The organism is Streptomyces sp. FH025 (assembly GCF_017427025.1).
In the GTDB taxonomy this organism is placed as follows: Bacteria; Actinomycetota; Actinomycetes; order Streptomycetales; family Streptomycetaceae; genus Kitasatospora.
In genome coordinates this window covers 1-15,911 of record NZ_JAFLNG010000104.1, presented here as the reverse complement: position 1 = coordinate 15,911, position 15,911 = coordinate 1, and the positions used below count along the sequence as shown (strand labels likewise).

17 protein-coding genes are annotated in these 15,911 nt (G+C 72.4%); 13 read left to right on the top strand and 4 right to left on the bottom strand.

Features of this window, described 5'->3' with window-relative positions:
* On the bottom strand, positions 1-472 hold a 472-nt coding region (locus J0670_RS10705; protein WP_207811244.1), incomplete at its 3' end, for an alanine racemase.
* A 91-nt stretch (positions 473-563) separates the two neighbouring features.
* Between J0670_RS10705 and J0670_RS10700 the strand changes: the two genes are divergently transcribed.
* A complete protein-coding gene (locus tag J0670_RS10700; RefSeq protein ID WP_307806469.1) occupies positions 564-1,337 on the top strand; it encodes an SseB family protein in 774 nt (257 codons plus the stop codon).
* Positions 1,338-1,392: 55 nt separating this feature from the next.
* Here J0670_RS10700 and J0670_RS10695 read toward each other — a convergent pair whose 3' ends face one another.
* Complete coding sequence (locus J0670_RS10695; protein ID WP_196946818.1) at positions 1,393-1,770, bottom strand: DUF1844 domain-containing protein; 378 nt, start codon at positions 1,768-1,770, stop codon at positions 1,393-1,395.
* A 449-nt stretch (positions 1,771-2,219) separates the two neighbouring features.
* Between J0670_RS10695 and infC the strand changes: the two genes are divergently transcribed.
* The 11 genes from infC (at position 2,220) to J0670_RS10640 (ending at position 13,213) form a co-directional block, all read left to right on the top strand.
* On the top strand, positions 2,220-2,954 hold the full coding sequence (infC, locus tag J0670_RS10690) for a translation initiation factor IF-3 (RefSeq protein WP_207811245.1): 735 nt from the start codon (positions 2,220-2,222) through the stop codon (positions 2,952-2,954).
* A gap of 140 nt (positions 2,955-3,094) precedes the next feature.
* Positions 3,095-3,289, top strand: a complete 195-nt coding sequence (rpmI, locus tag J0670_RS10685; RefSeq protein WP_045701618.1) for a 50S ribosomal protein L35 — start codon at positions 3,095-3,097, stop codon at positions 3,287-3,289.
* 109 nt (positions 3,290-3,398) lie between these two features.
* On the top strand, positions 3,399-3,794 hold the full coding sequence (gene rplT / locus J0670_RS10680) for a 50S ribosomal protein L20 (protein ID WP_030055649.1): 396 nt from the start codon (positions 3,399-3,401) through the stop codon (positions 3,792-3,794).
* Positions 3,795-3,919: 125 nt separating this feature from the next.
* Entirely contained in the window at positions 3,920-4,786 is an 867-nt protein-coding gene (locus tag J0670_RS10675) for an RNA methyltransferase (protein WP_207811243.1), read from the top strand.
* Positions 4,787-4,892: 106 nt separating this feature from the next.
* Positions 4,893-5,996, top strand: a complete 1,104-nt coding sequence (locus J0670_RS10670; protein ID WP_207811242.1) for a sensor histidine kinase KdpD — start codon at positions 4,893-4,895, stop codon at positions 5,994-5,996.
* A 182-nt stretch (positions 5,997-6,178) separates the two neighbouring features.
* A complete protein-coding gene (gene pheS, locus J0670_RS10665; protein WP_207811241.1) occupies positions 6,179-7,300 on the top strand; it encodes a phenylalanine--tRNA ligase subunit alpha in 1,122 nt (373 codons plus the stop codon).
* Positions 7,300-9,801: a phenylalanine--tRNA ligase subunit beta gene (gene pheT / locus J0670_RS10660; protein WP_207811240.1), complete on the top strand. Its 2,502-nt coding sequence runs from the start codon at positions 7,300-7,302 to the stop codon at positions 9,799-9,801. The genes pheS and pheT overlap by 1 nt, the downstream gene beginning before the upstream one ends.
* Positions 9,802-9,923: 122 nt before the next feature.
* A complete protein-coding gene (locus tag J0670_RS10655; protein WP_207811239.1) occupies positions 9,924-10,361 on the top strand; it encodes a GntR family transcriptional regulator in 438 nt (145 codons plus the stop codon).
* On the top strand, positions 10,361-11,287 hold the full coding sequence (locus J0670_RS10650) for an ATP-binding cassette domain-containing protein (RefSeq protein ID WP_207811238.1): 927 nt from the start codon (positions 10,361-10,363) through the stop codon (positions 11,285-11,287). Before J0670_RS10655 ends, J0670_RS10650 begins: the two co-directional genes overlap by 1 nt.
* Entirely contained in the window at positions 11,284-12,249 is a 966-nt protein-coding gene (locus tag J0670_RS10645) for an ABC transporter permease subunit (protein ID WP_207811237.1), read from the top strand. The genes J0670_RS10650 and J0670_RS10645 overlap by 4 nt, the downstream gene beginning before the upstream one ends.
* 121 nt (positions 12,250-12,370) lie before the next feature.
* Positions 12,371-13,213 (top strand): chitosanase, encoded by an 843-nt coding sequence (locus J0670_RS10640; protein ID WP_207811236.1) that lies wholly within the window; start codon positions 12,371-12,373, stop codon positions 13,211-13,213.
* A 67-nt stretch (positions 13,214-13,280) separates the two neighbouring features.
* On the opposite strand, the gene J0670_RS10635 is transcribed toward J0670_RS10640, so the two are convergent.
* Positions 13,281-14,150, bottom strand: a complete 870-nt coding sequence (locus J0670_RS10635; RefSeq protein WP_207811235.1) for a 3-hydroxybutyryl-CoA dehydrogenase — start codon at positions 14,148-14,150, stop codon at positions 13,281-13,283.
* Positions 14,151-14,455: 305 nt separating this feature from the next.
* Here J0670_RS10635 and J0670_RS10630 point away from each other — a divergent pair, with 305 nt between their 5' ends.
* Entirely contained in the window at positions 14,456-15,274 is an 819-nt protein-coding gene (locus J0670_RS10630) for an SDR family NAD(P)-dependent oxidoreductase (protein ID WP_207811234.1), read from the top strand.
* Positions 15,275-15,325: 51 nt separating this feature from the next.
* On the opposite strand, the gene J0670_RS10625 is transcribed toward J0670_RS10630, so the two are convergent.
* Positions 15,326-15,911: polysaccharide deacetylase family protein (locus tag J0670_RS10625; protein WP_207811233.1), on the bottom strand; the 586-nt coding region annotated here is incomplete at its 5' end.

Here is a 15,911-nt window from a genome sequence, read left to right as displayed (position 1 = left end):
GCAGGTGCAGCGCGGTGTCCAGCTCCAGACAGACCCGCACCTCGGCGTCGCCGGCGCGGGCCCCGTCGATCAGGTCCAGTTGGGCGGGGTCGTCCAGGACGACGGTGACCTCGCGGGCCAGCTCCGGGTCGGCCGTCAGCTCGGCATAGCCGGCCCGGTCGGTGGAGGGGTAGGCGAGCAGGACGTCGCGCAGCCCGGTGCGGGCCAGCCAGAGCGACTCCGCGAGGGTGAAGCCCATCACCCCGGCGAAGCCGTCCACGGCCAGTACCCGCTCCAGCAGCGCCCGGCAGCGCAGCGACTTGCTGGCCACCCGGATCGGCTTGCCGCCCGACCGGCGCACCAGGTCGGCGGCGTTGGCGTCGAAGGCGGCGAGGTCCACGACGGCCACCGGCCCGTCCAGGTGGGCGGTGGCCCGGTCGTACCGGTGGCGATCGGAGACCGGGGCGGGCGCGGGCGCATCGAGGATGACCATGCGCGCAGGGTGCCACAGGGCGCTACCGGTGGGTAGAGGTCGCGTGCAGGGAAATGAGGCCTGGGGCTTGCGGTGGCATAGGGTCGGCGGGGTGGACCGCAAAGACTTCTCCAACCCGGCGTTCGTCGGCAAGAGCATCCCGAATCCCGGCTTCTCCGAGGACGACGGCACGGCAGACCCGGCGCTGACCGCGGCCCTCGCCCGCTGGTCGCAGGACCGCGCGGCCGAGTCCGAGCTGCTGGCGGCGCTGACCCCGACCCGGCTGATGGTGCCGATCGTCGCCATCCTCGGCGAGGTCGAGGTGGACGCGCACGGGCACCGGCACGAGAAGACCAGCGACATGGCCGTTCCGGTGCTGGAGGCCCCGGACGGGCGCCGGGCGCTCCCGGCCTTCACGTCACTCGAAACGCTCACCCGTTGGCGCGCCGACGCCCGTCCGGCGCCGGTGGCGGCCCCGCAGGCGGCGATGGTGGCCTTCTCCGAGCGCGCCGACACCCTGCTGATCGACCCGGCCGGGCCGGTGAGCTACCAGCTGAGCGGGGCCCGGCTGCGGGCGCTCGCGGAGAACCGCCCGTACCTGCCGCCGGTGCTGGACCCGGAGGTGCGCGAGGCGGTCCGGGCGCTGCTGGCGGCCGAGCCGCAGGTGGTCAGCGGACTGCTGGCGCCCTCGGAGGACTCGGACGGGGTGCTCGCGGTGGTGTTCGACCCGGCGCTCGACCAGCCGGGGCTCCAGGCCGCCGCGCAGCGGGTCGGCCAGGCCGTGGCCGGAGACCCGGTGCTGCGGGTGCGGCTGGACCGGGGGCTCGACCTCGCGGTGCTCCCGGCGAGCGCGCAGCTGCCGGGCGAGGCGCTGTACCGGCGGTAGAAAGCGATCGGGGAGCCCGCGTCACGTGACGCGGGCTCCCCGTCGTGTGCGGGTCTCAGGCGTAGACCGGCCCGGTGAACTTCTCGCCCGGCCCGGTGCCCGGCGCGTCCGGCACCAGCGAGGCCTCGCGGAAGGCCAGCTGCAGCGAGCGCAGCCCGTCCCGCAGCGGGGCGGCGTGGAAGTTGCTGATCTCCGGGGCGCCGGCGGTGACCAGTCCGGCCAGGGCGGTGATCAGCTTGCGGGCCTCGTCCAGGTCCTTGTCCTTCTCGCCGCCCTCGGCGAGGCCGCACTTGACCGCGGCCGCGCTCATCAGGTGGACCGCGACGGTGGTGATCACCTCGACGGCCGGGACCTCGGCGATGTCGCGGGTGAGGTCGTCGAAGCCGATCGCGTCGTCGTCCGCGCCGGGGTTCTGGGTGGGCTCGCTACTCAAGGGGGGCTCGTTCCGTCGTGCCGTGTGGGTACACGTGGAGCGTACAAGGGGGCCCCGCGCCGGGGCGGAATAGCGTTCGACAGCGTGACGCTGTAAGCTTCGAGACTGACCGGCCGGGATCCCGCATGGGTGCCTGGCCAGCAAGTGGAGGCTCCACTCAGGAGGCCCGAGAGGGCAACCGCGAAAGTCTCCCACCTGATCGACCTCGCGGTCGACGGGTCCGGTCCGCGACGGGCGCCGAGGCGCCGAGTCGCCGCAGCGCCCCTCACCGGGCGCCCCGGTTGTGTGGAGCCCCGCTTGTACCGAGCGGGGCTTTTTTCGTGTCGCGGTGCAGGTGCCGGAGGTGCCGGGCAGCGCAGCACGAATGAAGCCCCGCCCAGTGGTCGAGTCCACTACGTGCGACCGCCGTCCGACGGCCGCATCGCAGAAGGTGCAACCGAGGAGGCCCCATCAGCACCGAGCCCCGCATCAACGACCGGATTCGCGTCCCGGAGGTGCGACTCGTCGGTCCCAGCGGCGAGCAGGTCGGCATCGTGCCGCTTGCCAAGGCGCTGGAGCTCGCGCAGGAGTACGACCTCGACCTGGTCGAGGTCGCGGCGACCGCCCGGCCGCCGGTGTGCAAGCTCATGGACTACGGCAAGTTCAAGTACGAGTCGGCCATGAAGGCCCGTGAGGCGCGCAAGAACCAGGCGCACACGGTCATCAAGGAGATGAAGCTCCGGCCGAAGATCGACCCGCACGACTACGACACCAAGAAGGGTCATGTCGTCCGGTTCCTCAAGCAGGGTGACAAGGTCAAGATCACGATCATGTTCCGTGGTCGTGAGCAGTCCCGCCCCGAGCTGGGCTTCCGTCTGCTGCAGCGGCTCGCCGACGACGTCCAGGAGCTGGGCTTCGTCGAGTCCTCGCCGAAGCAGGACGGCCGGAACATGATCATGGTTCTTGGCCCGCACAAGAAGAAGACCGAGGCGATGGCCGAGGCCCGCGCCCTCGCGGACGCCCGCAAGGCTGAGCGGCTGGGCCGGACCGCCGGCTCCGACGCCGCCCCCGCGGACGACGACGCGGTGGCCGAGGACCTGGTGGCCGACGACGCCGTGATCGAGGCGCAGGACGCCCCGGTCGAGGCGCCGGCCGCCGAGGCCGACGCCCCGGTCGAGCAGCCGGCCGCTTCCCAGGGCGCCTGAGCCGCGAGGCTCATGGCAGTCCGGGGTCGGCCCCCAGGGTGACAGGGCGTCCCGCCCGGTCACCGCAGATCCATCCAGTTCACGCCCGTGCGGCGCAGGTCGCGCGGGCGTGAACGGGACTGACGAGGAGATACGGCGAAATGCCGAAGCAGAAGACGCACAGTGGCGCCAGCAAGCGCTTCAAGATCAGTGGCTCTGGCAAGGTGCTGCGCGAGCGCGCCGGCCGCCGCCACCTCCTGGAGCACAAGCCCTCGACGCTGACCCGCAAGCTGGCCGGGACGATCGAGCTGGCCCCCGCTGACGCCAAGAAGATCAAGAAGCTTCTCGGCAAGTGATCGCCCTCCCGCCCGGCGCGAGCCGTGTGCGGGGCAGCTGATCCTTCCCGACCCATTCGAATGACGGACCGCGTGAAGTAGTCCGTGGTCCAACCCAAGGAGTAATCAAGTGGCACGCGTCAAGCGGGCAGTCAACGCCCACAAGAAGCGCCGGGTCATCCTGGAGCGCGCCAGCGGCTACCGTGGCCAGCGTTCGCGCCTGTACCGCAAGGCCAAGGAGCAGGTCACCCACTCGCTGGTCTACAACTTCAACGACCGCAAGAAGCGCAAGGGCGACTTCCGTCAGCTGTGGATCCAGCGCATCAACGCTGCGGCCCGTGCCAACGGCATCACCTACAACCGCTTCGTGCAGGGCCTGAAGGCCGCCAGCGTCGAGATCGACCGCAAGATGCTGGCCGACCTGGCCGTCAACGACCCGGGTGCGTTCGCCTCCCTGGTCGAGGTCGCCCAGAAGGCGCTGCCGGCCGACGTGAACGCCCCGAAGGCCGCCGCCGACGCCGCCTGATCTTCCGAGATCGGTTGAGCTCTGACCGGACCCGCAGGCTCCCCTGCGGGTCCGGTTTGCGTTGGGGCGTGTTCGACGCGCCCCCAACCCCTTCGCCAGCTTCTGCGCCTCCAGAGAACGAGACCATGCCGAGCACCGACACCCCCCTGCTCACCTCCCTGCGCTCGCCGCGCGTCGTCGCCGCCCGTCGGCTCGCCAAGCGGAACCAGCGCACCAAGGAGCGCCGCTTCCTGGCCGAGGGCCCGCAGGCCGTCCGGGAGGCCGTCGCCTTCGGCAAGCTGCCGGGAACGGCCGAGCACGCCGTGGTCGAGGTGTACACGACCCCGGAGGCCGCCGAGCGGCACGCCGGCATCGTGGAGGCCGCCCTGGCGGAGGGGCTGCCGGTGCTGACCGCCACCGACGAGGTGATCGCGGAGATCTGCGACACGGTGACCCCGCAGGGCATCGTGGCGCTCTGCCGCTTCATCGACACCCCGTTCGCCGAGGTGCTGAAGGCCCGGCCCCAGCTGGTGGCGATCCTCGCCCACGTGCGCGACCCCGGGAACGCCGGCACGGTGCTGCGCACCGCCGACGCGGCCGGCGCGGACGCCGTGGTGCTCACCGACGCCTCGGTGGACCTCTACAACCCGAAGGCCGTCCGGGCCTCCGTCGGCAGCCTGTTCCACCTGCCGGTGGCGGTCGGCGTGCCGGTCGAGGAGGCGGTCGGCAGGCTGCGCGAGGCCGGGATCCGGGTGCTCGCCGCGGACGGCGCGGGGGAGCGCGACCTGGACCAGGAGCTCGACGAGGGCACCCTGGGCGCGCCCGGCGCATGGGTGTTCGGCAACGAGGCGTGGGGGCTTCCGGAGGAGACCCGCGCGCTCACCGACGAGGTCGTGCGCGTCCCGATCCACGGCCACGCGGAGAGCCTCAACCTGGCCACCGCGGCGGCGGTCTGCCTGTACGCCTCGGCCCGGGCCCAGCGTTCGCCCGGCGGCTGCCGCTCGAACAGCTGACACGCCCCGGCATCGCCCCGTGCAAGCCCTACTGTCGGGGCCTGCGAGGCGCTAGGGTCTGCCTCTGTGGGGGGAACGGCACGGTGGGTAATCGGGGAGGCAACCCATGGTCGGCAGCGGGCCCGAGCTCGACCCGGACGACCTGCCGGACGGCCTGGTGGTCGCCGACGCGCTGGGCCGGGTGGTCTGCTTCAACCGGGCCGCGGCCCGGCTCACCGGTGTGCTCCCGCAGGCCGCGCTCGGCAGCGCGCTGGAGGACGTCCTGCCGCTGGAGGACCTGGACGGCCGCCGCTGGTGGCAGCTGACCGACCCGTACGGCGGCCTGGCCATCCGCACCCGCCAGCCCGAGCGCAACCTGCTGCTGCCCGGCGGCCGTGAGGTGCTGGTCTCGGCCCGGTACGTGCGGGCGGTGCCGCTGGGCCCGTTGGAGCGCCTGGTGATCGCCCTGCGCGGCACCGAGGCCCGGCGCCGCACCGAGCGCAGCCACGCCGAGCTGATCGCCACCGTCGCGCACGAGCTGCGCTCCCCGCTGACCAGCGTCAAGGGCTTCACGGCGACGCTGCTGGCCAAGTGGGAGCGGTTCACCGACGGGCAGAAGCGGCTGATGCTGGAGACCGTGGACGCCGACGCCGACCGGGTCACCCGGCTGATCGCCGAGCTGCTGGACATCTCCCGGATCGACGCGGGGCGGCTGGAGCTGCGCAAGCAGGTGGTGGACCTGGCGGCCGCCGTGCGCCGACACGTCGAGCGCAAGGTCGCCACCGGCATCGCCGAGGAGCGCTTCGACATCCGGATCAGCGAGCCGCTGACCGTGCTGTGGGCCGACCCGGACAAGGTCGACCAGGTCCTGGCCAACCTGCTGGAAAACGCGGTGCGCCACGGCGAGGGAACTGTCACGATCGAGGTGGCACCGGCCAAGGAGGTCGTCGAGGCGCCCGTCTGGGAGCGCTCCGGCACCCCGTCCCGCATCGTGGAAGGTACAGCGGTCACCGTGAGCGACGAAGGCAGCGGCATCCCCGAGGAGTCGATGCCGCGCGTCTTCACCCGCTTCTGGCGGGGCTCCAAGCGGGGCGGCACCGGCCTCGGCCTCTACATCGTCAAGGGCATCGTGGAGGCCCACGGCGGTTCGATCCGGGTCGACCGCGCGCCCGGCGGTGGCGCCCGGTTCCGATTTATCCTGCCCGCCGGGGTGCCCGACTTCATGCTCTGAAAGAGCATGAATGACAAGCACAGCATGCTCTGAACGGGCATGCGAGAGAGCTCCGAGAGAGCTCCGAGGCCGCCCCGGACGGGCTTCCCGGCAGCGGTGATACACGCTGCGACTACACTCGACCTTTGGCGTTGGCCCAAAGACCTTGAGCACGGACGAGCAGGAGCACGGGAAAGATAGAGATGTCGGCACCCAACAAGTCGTACGACCCTGTCGAGGTCGAGGCCCTCAAGCCCGAGGTGGTGGAGCAGGCGCGGGACGAGGCGATCGCCGCCTTCGCCGCCGCCGGTTCCCTGGACGAGCTGAAGCAGGCCAAGGTCGCCCACACCGGCGACCGCTCCCCGCTGTCGCTCGCCAACCGCGAGATCGGCGCCCTGCCCCCGCACGCCAAGGCCGCCGCCGGCAAGCTGATCGGCCAGGCCCGCGGCGCCGTCAACCAGGCCCTCGCCAAGCGGCAGGCCGAGCTGGAGGCGGAGCGCGACGCCCGCGTGCTGGTCGAGGAGGCGGTGGACGTCACGCTGCCGTACGACCGCGCCCCGCGCGGCGCCCGGCACCCCCTGACCACGCTGGCCGAGCGCATCGAGGACACCTTCGTCGCGATGGGCTACCAGGTCGCCGAGGGCCCCGAGGCCGAGGCGGAGTGGCTCAACTTCGACGCCCTCAACCTGGGCCCGGACCACCCGGCCCGCTCGATGCAGGACACCTTCTTCGTCCAGGCCCCGGACGGCTCCGCCGACTCCGGCGTGGTGCTGCGCACCCAGACCTCCCCGGTCCAGGCCCGCACCATGCTCGACCGCGAGCCCCCCATCTACGTCGTCTGCCCCGGCCGGGTCTACCGGACCGACGAGCTGGACGCCACCCACACCCCGGTGTTCCGCCAGGTCGAGGGCCTCGCCGTCGACGAGGGCATCACCTTCGCCGACCTCAAGGGCACCATCGAGGTGCTGGTCGAGAAGCTGATCGGCGGCGGCCTGGAGCTGCGCTGGCGCCCCTCGTACTTCCCGTTCACCGAGCCGAGCGCCGAGATCGACCTCCAGTGCTTCGTGTGCCGCGGGGAGAGCGTCGGCAACCCCGACCGCCCGTGCCGCACCTGCTCCTCCGAGGGCTGGATCGAGCTCGGCGGCTGCGGCGTGGTCAACCCGCGGGTGCTGGTGGCCTGTGGCGTGGACCCGAACCGCTACAGCGGGTTCGCCTTCGGCCTGGGCCTGGAGCGGATCCTGATGAATCGTCACAACGTCGCCGACATGCGCGACATGGTCGAGGGTGACGTGCGCTTCACCCTCCCGTTCGGGATGGAGATCTGATGCGCGTCCCGCTTTCCTGGCTGCGTGAGTACGTCGACCTGCCGGCGGGCGAGACCGGTCGCGACGTCGCCGAGCGCCTGGTCCGGGCCGGCCTGGAGGTCGAGACCGTCGAGCAGCTCGGCGCCGACCTCAAGGGCCCGCTGGTGGTCGGCGAGGTGCTCTCCATCGAGGAGCTGTCCGGCTTCAAGAAGCCGATCCGGCACTGCTTCGTCAACGTCGGCGACGCCAACGGCACCGGTGAGCCGCAGGAGATCGTCTGCGGCGCGACCAACTTCCAGGTCGGCGACAAGGTCGTGGTCGTGCTCCCCGGCGCGGTGCTGCCCGGCCCGTTCCCGATCGCGGCGCGCAAGACCTACGGCCACACCTCGGCCGGCATGATCTGCTCCGCCCGCGAGCTGGGCATGGGTGACGACCACAACGGCATCATCGTGCTCCCGCCCGAGTACGAGCCCGGCACCGACGCCATCGAGCTGCTCCAGCTGGTCGACGAGGTGCTGGACATCGCCGTCACCCCGGACCGCGGCTACTGCCTCTCCCTGCGCGGGGTCGCCCGTGAGGCCGCCGCCGCGTACGGGCTGCCGCTGGCCGACCCGGCGCTGCTCGACGTGCCGCCGGCCAACTCCTTCGGCTACCTGGTGAAGGTCACCGACCCGGCCGGCTGCGACCGCTTCGTGGCCCGTACGGTCGTCGGCGTCGACCCGAACGCCAAGTCCCCGATCTGGCTGCAGCGCCGCCTCCAGAAGGCGGGCATCCGCCCGATCTCGCTGACCGTCGACATCACCAACTACGTGATGCTGGAGGTCGGCCAGCCGCTGCACGCCTACGACAAGCAGCGCGTGGACGGCCCGATCACGGTCCGCCGGGCGGCGGAGGGCGAGACCCTCACCACCCTGGACGGCGTCGAGCGCAAGCTGGCCGCCGAGGACCTGCTGATCTGCGACAACAGCGGCCCGATCGGCCTGGCCGGCGTGATGGGCGGCGCCTCCACCGAGATCCTCGACCCGGCCGCCGGCCCGGGCACCACCGAGGTGATCATCGAGGCCGCGCACTTCGACTCGGTCTCCATCGCCCGCACCGCCAAGCGGCACAAGCTGCCCTCCGAGGCGTCCAAGCGCTTCGAGCGCGGCGTCGACCCGGAGGCCACCCGCGCCGCCGCGCAGCGCGCCGTCGACCTGCTGGTCCTGATCGCCGGCGGCACCGCCGAGGCCGGGGTCACCGACATCGCCGCCCCGCACCCGGTGCGCACCATCACCATCGCCGCCGACCTGCCCGACCGGGTCGCCGGCACCGCGTACGGCCGCGAGACCGTCACCCGGCGCCTCCAGGAGATCGGCTGCTCGGTCGCGGGCGCCGACGTCCTGGAGGTCACCCCGCCGACCTGGCGGCCCGACCTCACCGACCCGTACGACCTCGCCGAGGAGGTCATCCGGCTGGAGGGCTACGACAACGTCCCCGCCCGGATGCCGAACGTGCCCCCGGGCAAGGGCCTGACCGAGGCCCAGCGCGTCCACCGCCGGCTCGGCGTGGCGCTGGCCGGGGCCGGCTACGTCGAGGTCAACAACTACCCCTTCCTCGGCGAGGCCGCCTTCGAGGCGCTCGGCCTGGAGCCGGAGGACCGGCGCCGCCGCACGGTGAAGCTGGTCAACCCGCTCAACGACGAGGAGCCGTCGCTGCGGACGACGCTGCTGCCGGGCCTGCTCGGCGCGCTGCGCCGCAACATCGGCCGGGGCAACACCGACCTGGCGATCTTCGAGACCGGCACCGTCTTCCTGCCCAAGGACGAGCTGACCGTGGCCCCGCGCCCGGCCGTCGACCGTCGGCCCAGCGGCGAGGAACTGGCCGCGCTGGACGCCGCGCTGCCGGACCAGCCGCGCCGGGTCGCCGTCGCCCTCGCGGGCGAGCGGCTGCCGTCCGGCTGGTGGGGCAAGGGCGAGCAGGCCTCCTGGGCGGACGCGATCGAGGCGGCCCGCACGGTGGCTCGTGCGGCCGGCGTCGAGCTGACCGTCCGCCAGGGCCAGCTGGAGCCCTGGCACCCGGGCCGCTGCGCCGAGCTGGTCGTCGCCGGCACCGACCGGGTGGTCGGCCACGCCGGTGAGCTGCACCCGCGGGTGGTCAAGGCGCTCGGGCTGCCGGCCCGGACCGCCGCGATGGAGCTCGACATCGACGTGCTGACGGCGGACGGCGCCGAGCGGGTCAACGGCCCGGCGGTCTCCGGCTTCCCGGTGGCCACCCAGGACGTCGCGCTGATCGTCGACACCGCCGTCCCGGCCGCCGAGGTCGAGGCCGCGCTGCGCTCGGGCGCGGGCGAGCTGCTGGAGGCCATCCGGCTGTTCGACGTGTTCACCGGCGAGCAGGTCGGCGAGGGCAAGAAGTCGCTGGCCTACGCGCTGCGCTTCCGCGCCGCGGACCGCACGCTGACCGCCGACGAGGCGAGCGCCGCCCGCGAGGCCGCCGTCGCCGAGGCCGTCGCCCGCACGGGCGCGGTGCTGCGCGGCGCCTGATCCCGTAGGGCCTCGAAGGGCCCCGCCCGGACCACCTGGTCCGAGCGGGGCCCTTCGTCGTTCCCCCCTTTGCCCATTCTTGACTTGACGAGTCGTCATCACCCCCACTTAACTCATTAACTATGGAACTAGATAAAGGCTCCGACCAGCCCTCCCCGATCGAGTTCCGCCTGGACCCGGCCTCCGGCGTCCCGACCTACCTGCAACTCGTGCAGCAGGTCGAACAGGCGCTGCGGATGGGCTGGTTGGGCGAGGGGGACCGGCTGCCCCGAGTGCGCGAGGTGGTGGCCGGGCTGGCCATCAACCCCAACACCGTGCTCAAGGCCTACCGCGAGCTGGAGCACCGCGGCCTGGCGGCCGGCCGGCGCGGCCAGGGCACCTTCGTGCGCGGGCTGCCCGCCGGGGTGGTGCCGCTGCGCGAACGGGCCGCGCTGCGACGGGGGTTGCTGGACTGGATGCGCTCGGCGCGGACCGCCGGGCTGGACGAGGAGGGGATGGTCGCCGTGTTCGAGGACGCGCTGCGCGACCTGCGCGAGGGCCGCGACGGGGTGGTGGCCTGATGGCGGCGGACACGGTGATCGACTGCGGCGGGATCGGCAAGCGCTACCGCCGCTCCTGGGCGCTGCGGGACTGCCACCTCGCCATCCCCGCCGGGCACGTGGTCGCCCTGGTCGGCCCGAACGGCGCGGGCAAGACCACGCTGCTCGGCCTGGCCGCCGGCCTGACCCTGCCCACCGAGGGTGCGATGACCGTCCTCGGCGACCAACTCCCGGGCTCGCCCATGGCGTTGGATCATATCGGCTTCGTCGCCCAGAACGCCGCGCTCTACCCGGGCCTGCCCGTGCGCGACCTGCTCGCGATGGGCCGCCACCTCAACCGCCGCTGGGACGACGGCCGGGCGCGCACCCACCTGGAGGGCCTCGGCATCCCGCTGGACCGCAAGTACGGCCGCCTCTCCGGCGGCCAGCAGGCGCAGGTCTCGCTCGCCCTGGCCCTCGCCAAGCGCCCCGAACTCCTGCTGCTGGACGAGCCGTTGGCCGCGCTCGACCCGCTCGCCCGGCACGACTTCATGTCCGTGCTGCTGACCGCGGTGGCCGAGGACGGCCTCTCGGTGGTGTTCTCCTCGCACGCCGTCAACGAGCTGGAGCAGAGCTGCGACTACCTGGTGGTGCTCGGCGGCGGCCGGGTCCAGGTGGCCGGGGAGGTGGACGACCTGCTCGGCGGACACCGGATGCTCACCGGCCCGACGGCCGAGGCGGACGCGGTCGCCGAGCGGCTGCCGGTGGTCCGCGACCGCCGGGCCGGCGCGCAGTCCCATCTGCTGGTCCGCACCGGCGGCGTGGACGCCCCCGTCTCCGGCGGCTGGCGCCAACAGCGCGTCGGCCTGGAGGAGTTGGTGCTCGCCTACCTGCGTGAGCCGAGCGCCTCCGCCCTGCCCGGACCGCGCGGGGCCGTCCGTACGACCGAGAAGGCGATGCTGTCGTGAGTGCCACCACCCTCGCCCCGCCCCGCTCCGCCGTCCTGCGGGCGGCGGGGCTGCGCCACCGGCCGGCGCTGCTGACCCTGCTCACGGTGATGGGTGCGATCTCCCTCGCCCTGCTGCTGCACGGCTGGTACCTGCACACCGGCCTGGACCGTACCGGCGCGGCCTCCTGCGACCCGACCACCGACGCCTGCCTGGCCCAGTACAAGCAGTTCCAGCGCCAGTACGGCAACGGCATGCTGGAGCTCACCGCCGTGCTCTACGTCCTCGGCGGTGCCTTCGGCGCCTTCCTCGGAGGCCCGCTGCTGGCGAGGGAGTTCGAGCACGGCACGGTCCGCTTCGCGTGGACCCAGGGCGCCGGGCGCACCCGCTGGACGGCGGGCGGCCTGGTCGTGGGCGGCGCGGTGCTGGCCGCCGTGGCGGTGCTGTTCGGACTGCTACTGCGCTGGTGGAGCGAACCGCTGACGATCAGGGAAGGGGGGTTCAGCCCGGAGCTCTTCGAGCAGGCGCCGCCGGTGCTGGTCGGCCGGGTGCTGGTGGCCTTCGGGGTCGCGGCGCTGGCCGGTGCGGTGCTGCGCCGCACCGTGGTCGCGGTGGGCATCGGCCTGGCGGCCTCGGTCGCACTGCCGTTCCTCGCCTACGCCGTGCGCTCGCACTACCTGCCTCCGCTGGAGGAGCCGATGCACACCATGATGCCCATGGCGCTGGACGACCGTTGGGTGCTGAGCGTCTGGTTCTCCGACCCGGCCGGGAACCGGATCTCCCAGAGCGAGTTCTACAACGTCGGCGGCGACTACACGCACCTCCAGGCCTTGGTGCGCGACGGCGGCTACACGGCGCACGAGGTGTACCAGCCGGCGAACCGGTTCTGGCCGTTCCAGCTCATCGAGTTCGGCTGGACGACCCTGCTCGCGGTGGCCCTGTGCGTGGCGGCTGTCTGGTGGGTTCGGCGCCGGGCGGTCTGACCTGCGGCTTCGAAGATGTCTTGAAGATGATCCGTCAAAGCCCTTGCGGGAGGGCGACCTGAGGGCGTTTCCTTTTTCTCGTTAGGAAGGTTTCCTAACGCTCGAGGAATCGGAGCCGTCCATGCGCCCTCAGCCCCGTCGTGCCCTCCGCATCGCCCTCGCCGCCGCCCTGGTGGCCGCGCCCCTGACCGTCGCGGCCACCTCGGCCGCCCAGGCCGCGCCCTCCGCCGCAACGTCCGCGCGGATCGCGGGCGTCGGACTGGACGACCCGCACAAGAAGGACATCGCGATGCAGCTGGTGTCCAGCGCGGAGAACTCGTCGCTGGACTGGAAGGCCCAGTACAAGTACATCGAGGACATCAAGGACGGCCGCGGCTACACCGCCGGCATCATCGGCTTCTGTTCCGGCACCGGTGACATGCTGGAGCTGGTCCAGCACTACACCGACCTCAAGCCCGGCAACATCCTCGCCAAGTACCTGCCGGCCCTGAAGAAGGTCAACGGCAGCGACTCGCACGCCGGCCTCGGTTCCGCCTTCGAGAAGGACTGGGCCACCGCCGCCAAGGACACCGTGTTCCAGCAGGCCCAGAACGACGAGCGCGACCGGGTGTACTTCAACCCCGCCGTCAACCAGGCCAAGGCCGACGGCCTGCGCGCGCTCGGCCAGTTCGCCTACTACGACGCCATCGTGATGCACGGCCCGGGCAACAGCTCGGACAGCTTCGGCGGCATCCGCGCGGCCGCCATGAAGAAGGCCAAGACCCCCGCCCAGGGCGGCGACGAGGCCACCTACCTCAAGGCCTTCCTGGACGCCCGCAAGGTGGTCATGAAGAAGGAGTCCGCGCACTCCGACACCAGCCGGGTCGACACCGAGCAGCTGGTGTTCCTCAACGCCGGGAACTTCGACCTCAACCCGCCGCTCAAGTGGAAGGTCTACGGCGACAGCTACGCCATCAACAGCTGACGCACCGCCAAACGACCGGGCCCGGGAGCGGATACCGCTCCCGGGCCCTCGCGTTCGCCCTCGGGCGTCAGGCGCTCGCGGTGTAGTCGTAGAAGCCGCGGCCGGACTTGCGGCCCAGCAGGCCCGCGTCGACCATCCGGGACAGCAGCGGGGGAGCGGCGTACAGCGGCTCCTTGTACTCGTCGTACATCGACTCGGCGATCGAGACGATGGTGTCCAGACCGATCAGGTCGCACAGCCGCAGCGGGCCCATCGGGTGGGCGCAGCCGGCCTCCATGCCCTTGTCGATGTCGGAGGCGGTGGCCACGCCCGACTCGAACATCCGCACCGCCGAGAGCAGGTACGGCACGAGCAGCGCGTTGACCACGAAGCCGGCCCGGTCGCGGGCGCGGATCGGCTCCTTGCCGAGCACCTGGTTGGCGAAGGCCTCGACCCGCTCGGTGGTGGTCGCCGAGGTGGTCAGGGTCGGGATGACCTCGACCAGCTTCTGCACCGGCGCCGGGTTGAAGAAGTGCAGGCCGATCACCTGCTCCGGGCGGGAGGTGGCGGCGGCGAGCTTCACGATCGGGATCGAGGAGGTGTTGGAGGCCAGGATCGCGTCGCGGCGCTCGACCACCCGGTCCAGCGTCTCGAAGATCTTGACCTTGATGTCCTCGCGCTCGGCGACGGCCTCGACCACCAGGTCGCGGTCCGCGAAGTCGGACAGCTCGACGGTGAAGGACAGCCGGGACAGCGCCTCGTCCCGCTGCTCGGGGGTCAGCTTGCCGCGCTTGACCGCCGTCTCCAGGGAGTTGGTCAGCCGGGTGCGCCCGAACTCCAGCGCCTCCCCGCTGGCCTCCGACACCAGGACGTCCAGCCCGGCCCGGGCGAAGACCTCGGCGATGCCCGACCCCATCAGGCCGCAGCCGACTACTCCGACGCGCGCGATGTCACTCACTCTTTGCCCTTCGGTGGTGCTGGGGGTCGCCCAGCGACTGGTGGCACCAGCGAGCTGCTGGTCAACGGGCCGGTGTACCGGAATGGGTGCACCGGTCACCGCCCTGACGACGTTACTACTCCCTACCGGCCAGTAGGTCACCCCCTCCCTGGGCGAGTGCCACCGTTCTCCCCGGGAAGTGCCACCGTCGACGAATCCTCCGAACGGGTGAGGCCGCCCCGCCCGCGCGTGTGCCCGGGGCTCCCGCCGCCCGGCGGCCGACAGAATGCCGCAGACGGGGGCCGGGGACGGGAAGGGAGCACACGGTGGCGACGGGATCGCTCACAGGGCAGGTCGCCCTGATCACCGGCGGCGGCCGGGGAATCGGCCGGGAGATCGCCATCGGCCTGGCCGCCGAAGGCATGTCCGTGGGCCTCCTCGGCCGCACCCACGAGACGCTGACCGAAACCCTCAAGGAGTGCGCCAAACACGGCGCCCGGGGCGTGGCCGTCACCGCCGACGTCACCCGCCCCGGCTCGGTGCGCGAGGCCGTCCGGCTGGTCGAACGCGACCTCGGCCCGATCGACCTGCTGGTCAACAACGCCGGCCAGGTCGACCGCGCCGAGGTGCCGCTCTGGGAGACCGACCCCCTCCAGTGGTGGCAGGTGGTCGAGACCAACCTGCGAGGCCCCTACAACCTGCTGCGCTGCACCCTGCCCGGCATGGTCACCCGCCGACGCGGCCGGATCATCAACCTCAACTCCGGCTTCGCGCTGCGCCCGGACGGCAACTACACCGCGTACGCGACCTCCAAGGGCGCGCTGCTCCAGCTCTCCGACAACATGGCGGACTCGCTGGCCCGGCACAACATCGTCGTCCTCGACATCAGCCCGGGGGCGGTGGCCACCGACATGACCGCCGGCATGCCGATGTTCAAGGGGACGACGGAGTGGGGCTCGATCCCGTACATGGTCGCGGTCACCGTGGACGCCGCCCGCGGCCGCTTCGACGCGCTGCACGGGCGGTTCATCCACGCGGGGCGGGACGACCTGGAGGAGCTGGTCAACCGGGCCGACGCGATCCGCGAGGCCGACGCCCGGACGCTGCGGCTGCGCCCGTACAAGGAGGACGACCCGATGGCGTGAGCCGTCCGGGCCCCGGACGGCTCACGCCGGGGCCTGCCCGGCGTTGCCGGGCTACGCGCAGAGCTGGCTGGCGGTCACCGGCTTGAGCCCCGCCTTGGCCAGGCCGTCCAGGATCGCCGGCAGCGCGTCGATGGTGCACTGGTGGCCCATGTGCAGGGCCACCACCGAGCCGCCGCGCACCCCGTTCAGCACCCGGCGCTGGAGCTCGGCGGCGGTCGGGTCGTTGTAGTCGCGCGGGTCGACGTCGAAGGACAGCACGTGCTCGTAGCCGACGGCCTTGGCCTGGTCGCGCACCATCCGGGTGGCGTACTGCGCGGCCGAGGGGCGGAACCAGCGGCCGATCGAGCCGGTGAGCCGCTGCAGCCGGTCGGCGCACTGGGCGATCTCGGCGCGGGCCTGGTCCGGGGTCATCGACGAGATGTCGAGGTGGTTCTGGGTGTGGTTGCCCAGCTCGTGGCCGCCGTCCAGGATCCGCCGGGCCATCTGCGGCTGCTGGTCCAGCCAGCTGCCGACCGCCATCACGGTCAGCTGGAGGCCGCGCTGCTCGGCGGCCTCCAGCAGGGCGGTGGCCAGCTTCGGATCGCCGCTGCCGTGGAAGGTGAGGGCGACGCTCCTGCTGCTGCGCGGGCCGTTCACC

Bases quoted from the DNA above. Each gene is read 5' to 3' on its own strand.
- J0670_RS10675 (WP_207811243.1), top strand. From the start codon at position 3,920: ATGCCGAGCACCGACACCCCCCTGCTCACCTCCCTGCGCTCGCCGCGC.
- J0670_RS10655 (WP_207811239.1), top strand. From the start codon at position 9,924: ATGGAACTAGATAAAGGCTCCGACCAGCCCTCCCCGATCGAGTTCCGC.
- J0670_RS10650 (WP_207811238.1), top strand. From the start codon at position 10,361: ATGGCGGCGGACACGGTGATCGACTGCGGCGGGATCGGCAAGCGCTAC.
- J0670_RS10640 (WP_207811236.1), top strand. From the start codon at position 12,371: ATGCGCCCTCAGCCCCGTCGTGCCCTCCGCATCGCCCTCGCCGCCGCC.
- J0670_RS10670 (WP_207811242.1), top strand. From the start codon at position 4,893: ATGGTCGGCAGCGGGCCCGAGCTCGACCCGGACGACCTGCCGGACGGC.
- pheT (WP_207811240.1), top strand. From the start codon at position 7,300: ATGCGCGTCCCGCTTTCCTGGCTGCGTGAGTACGTCGACCTGCCGGCG.
- pheS (WP_207811241.1), top strand. From the start codon at position 6,179: ATGTCGGCACCCAACAAGTCGTACGACCCTGTCGAGGTCGAGGCCCTC.
- rpmI (WP_045701618.1), top strand. From the start codon at position 3,095: ATGCCGAAGCAGAAGACGCACAGTGGCGCCAGCAAGCGCTTCAAGATC.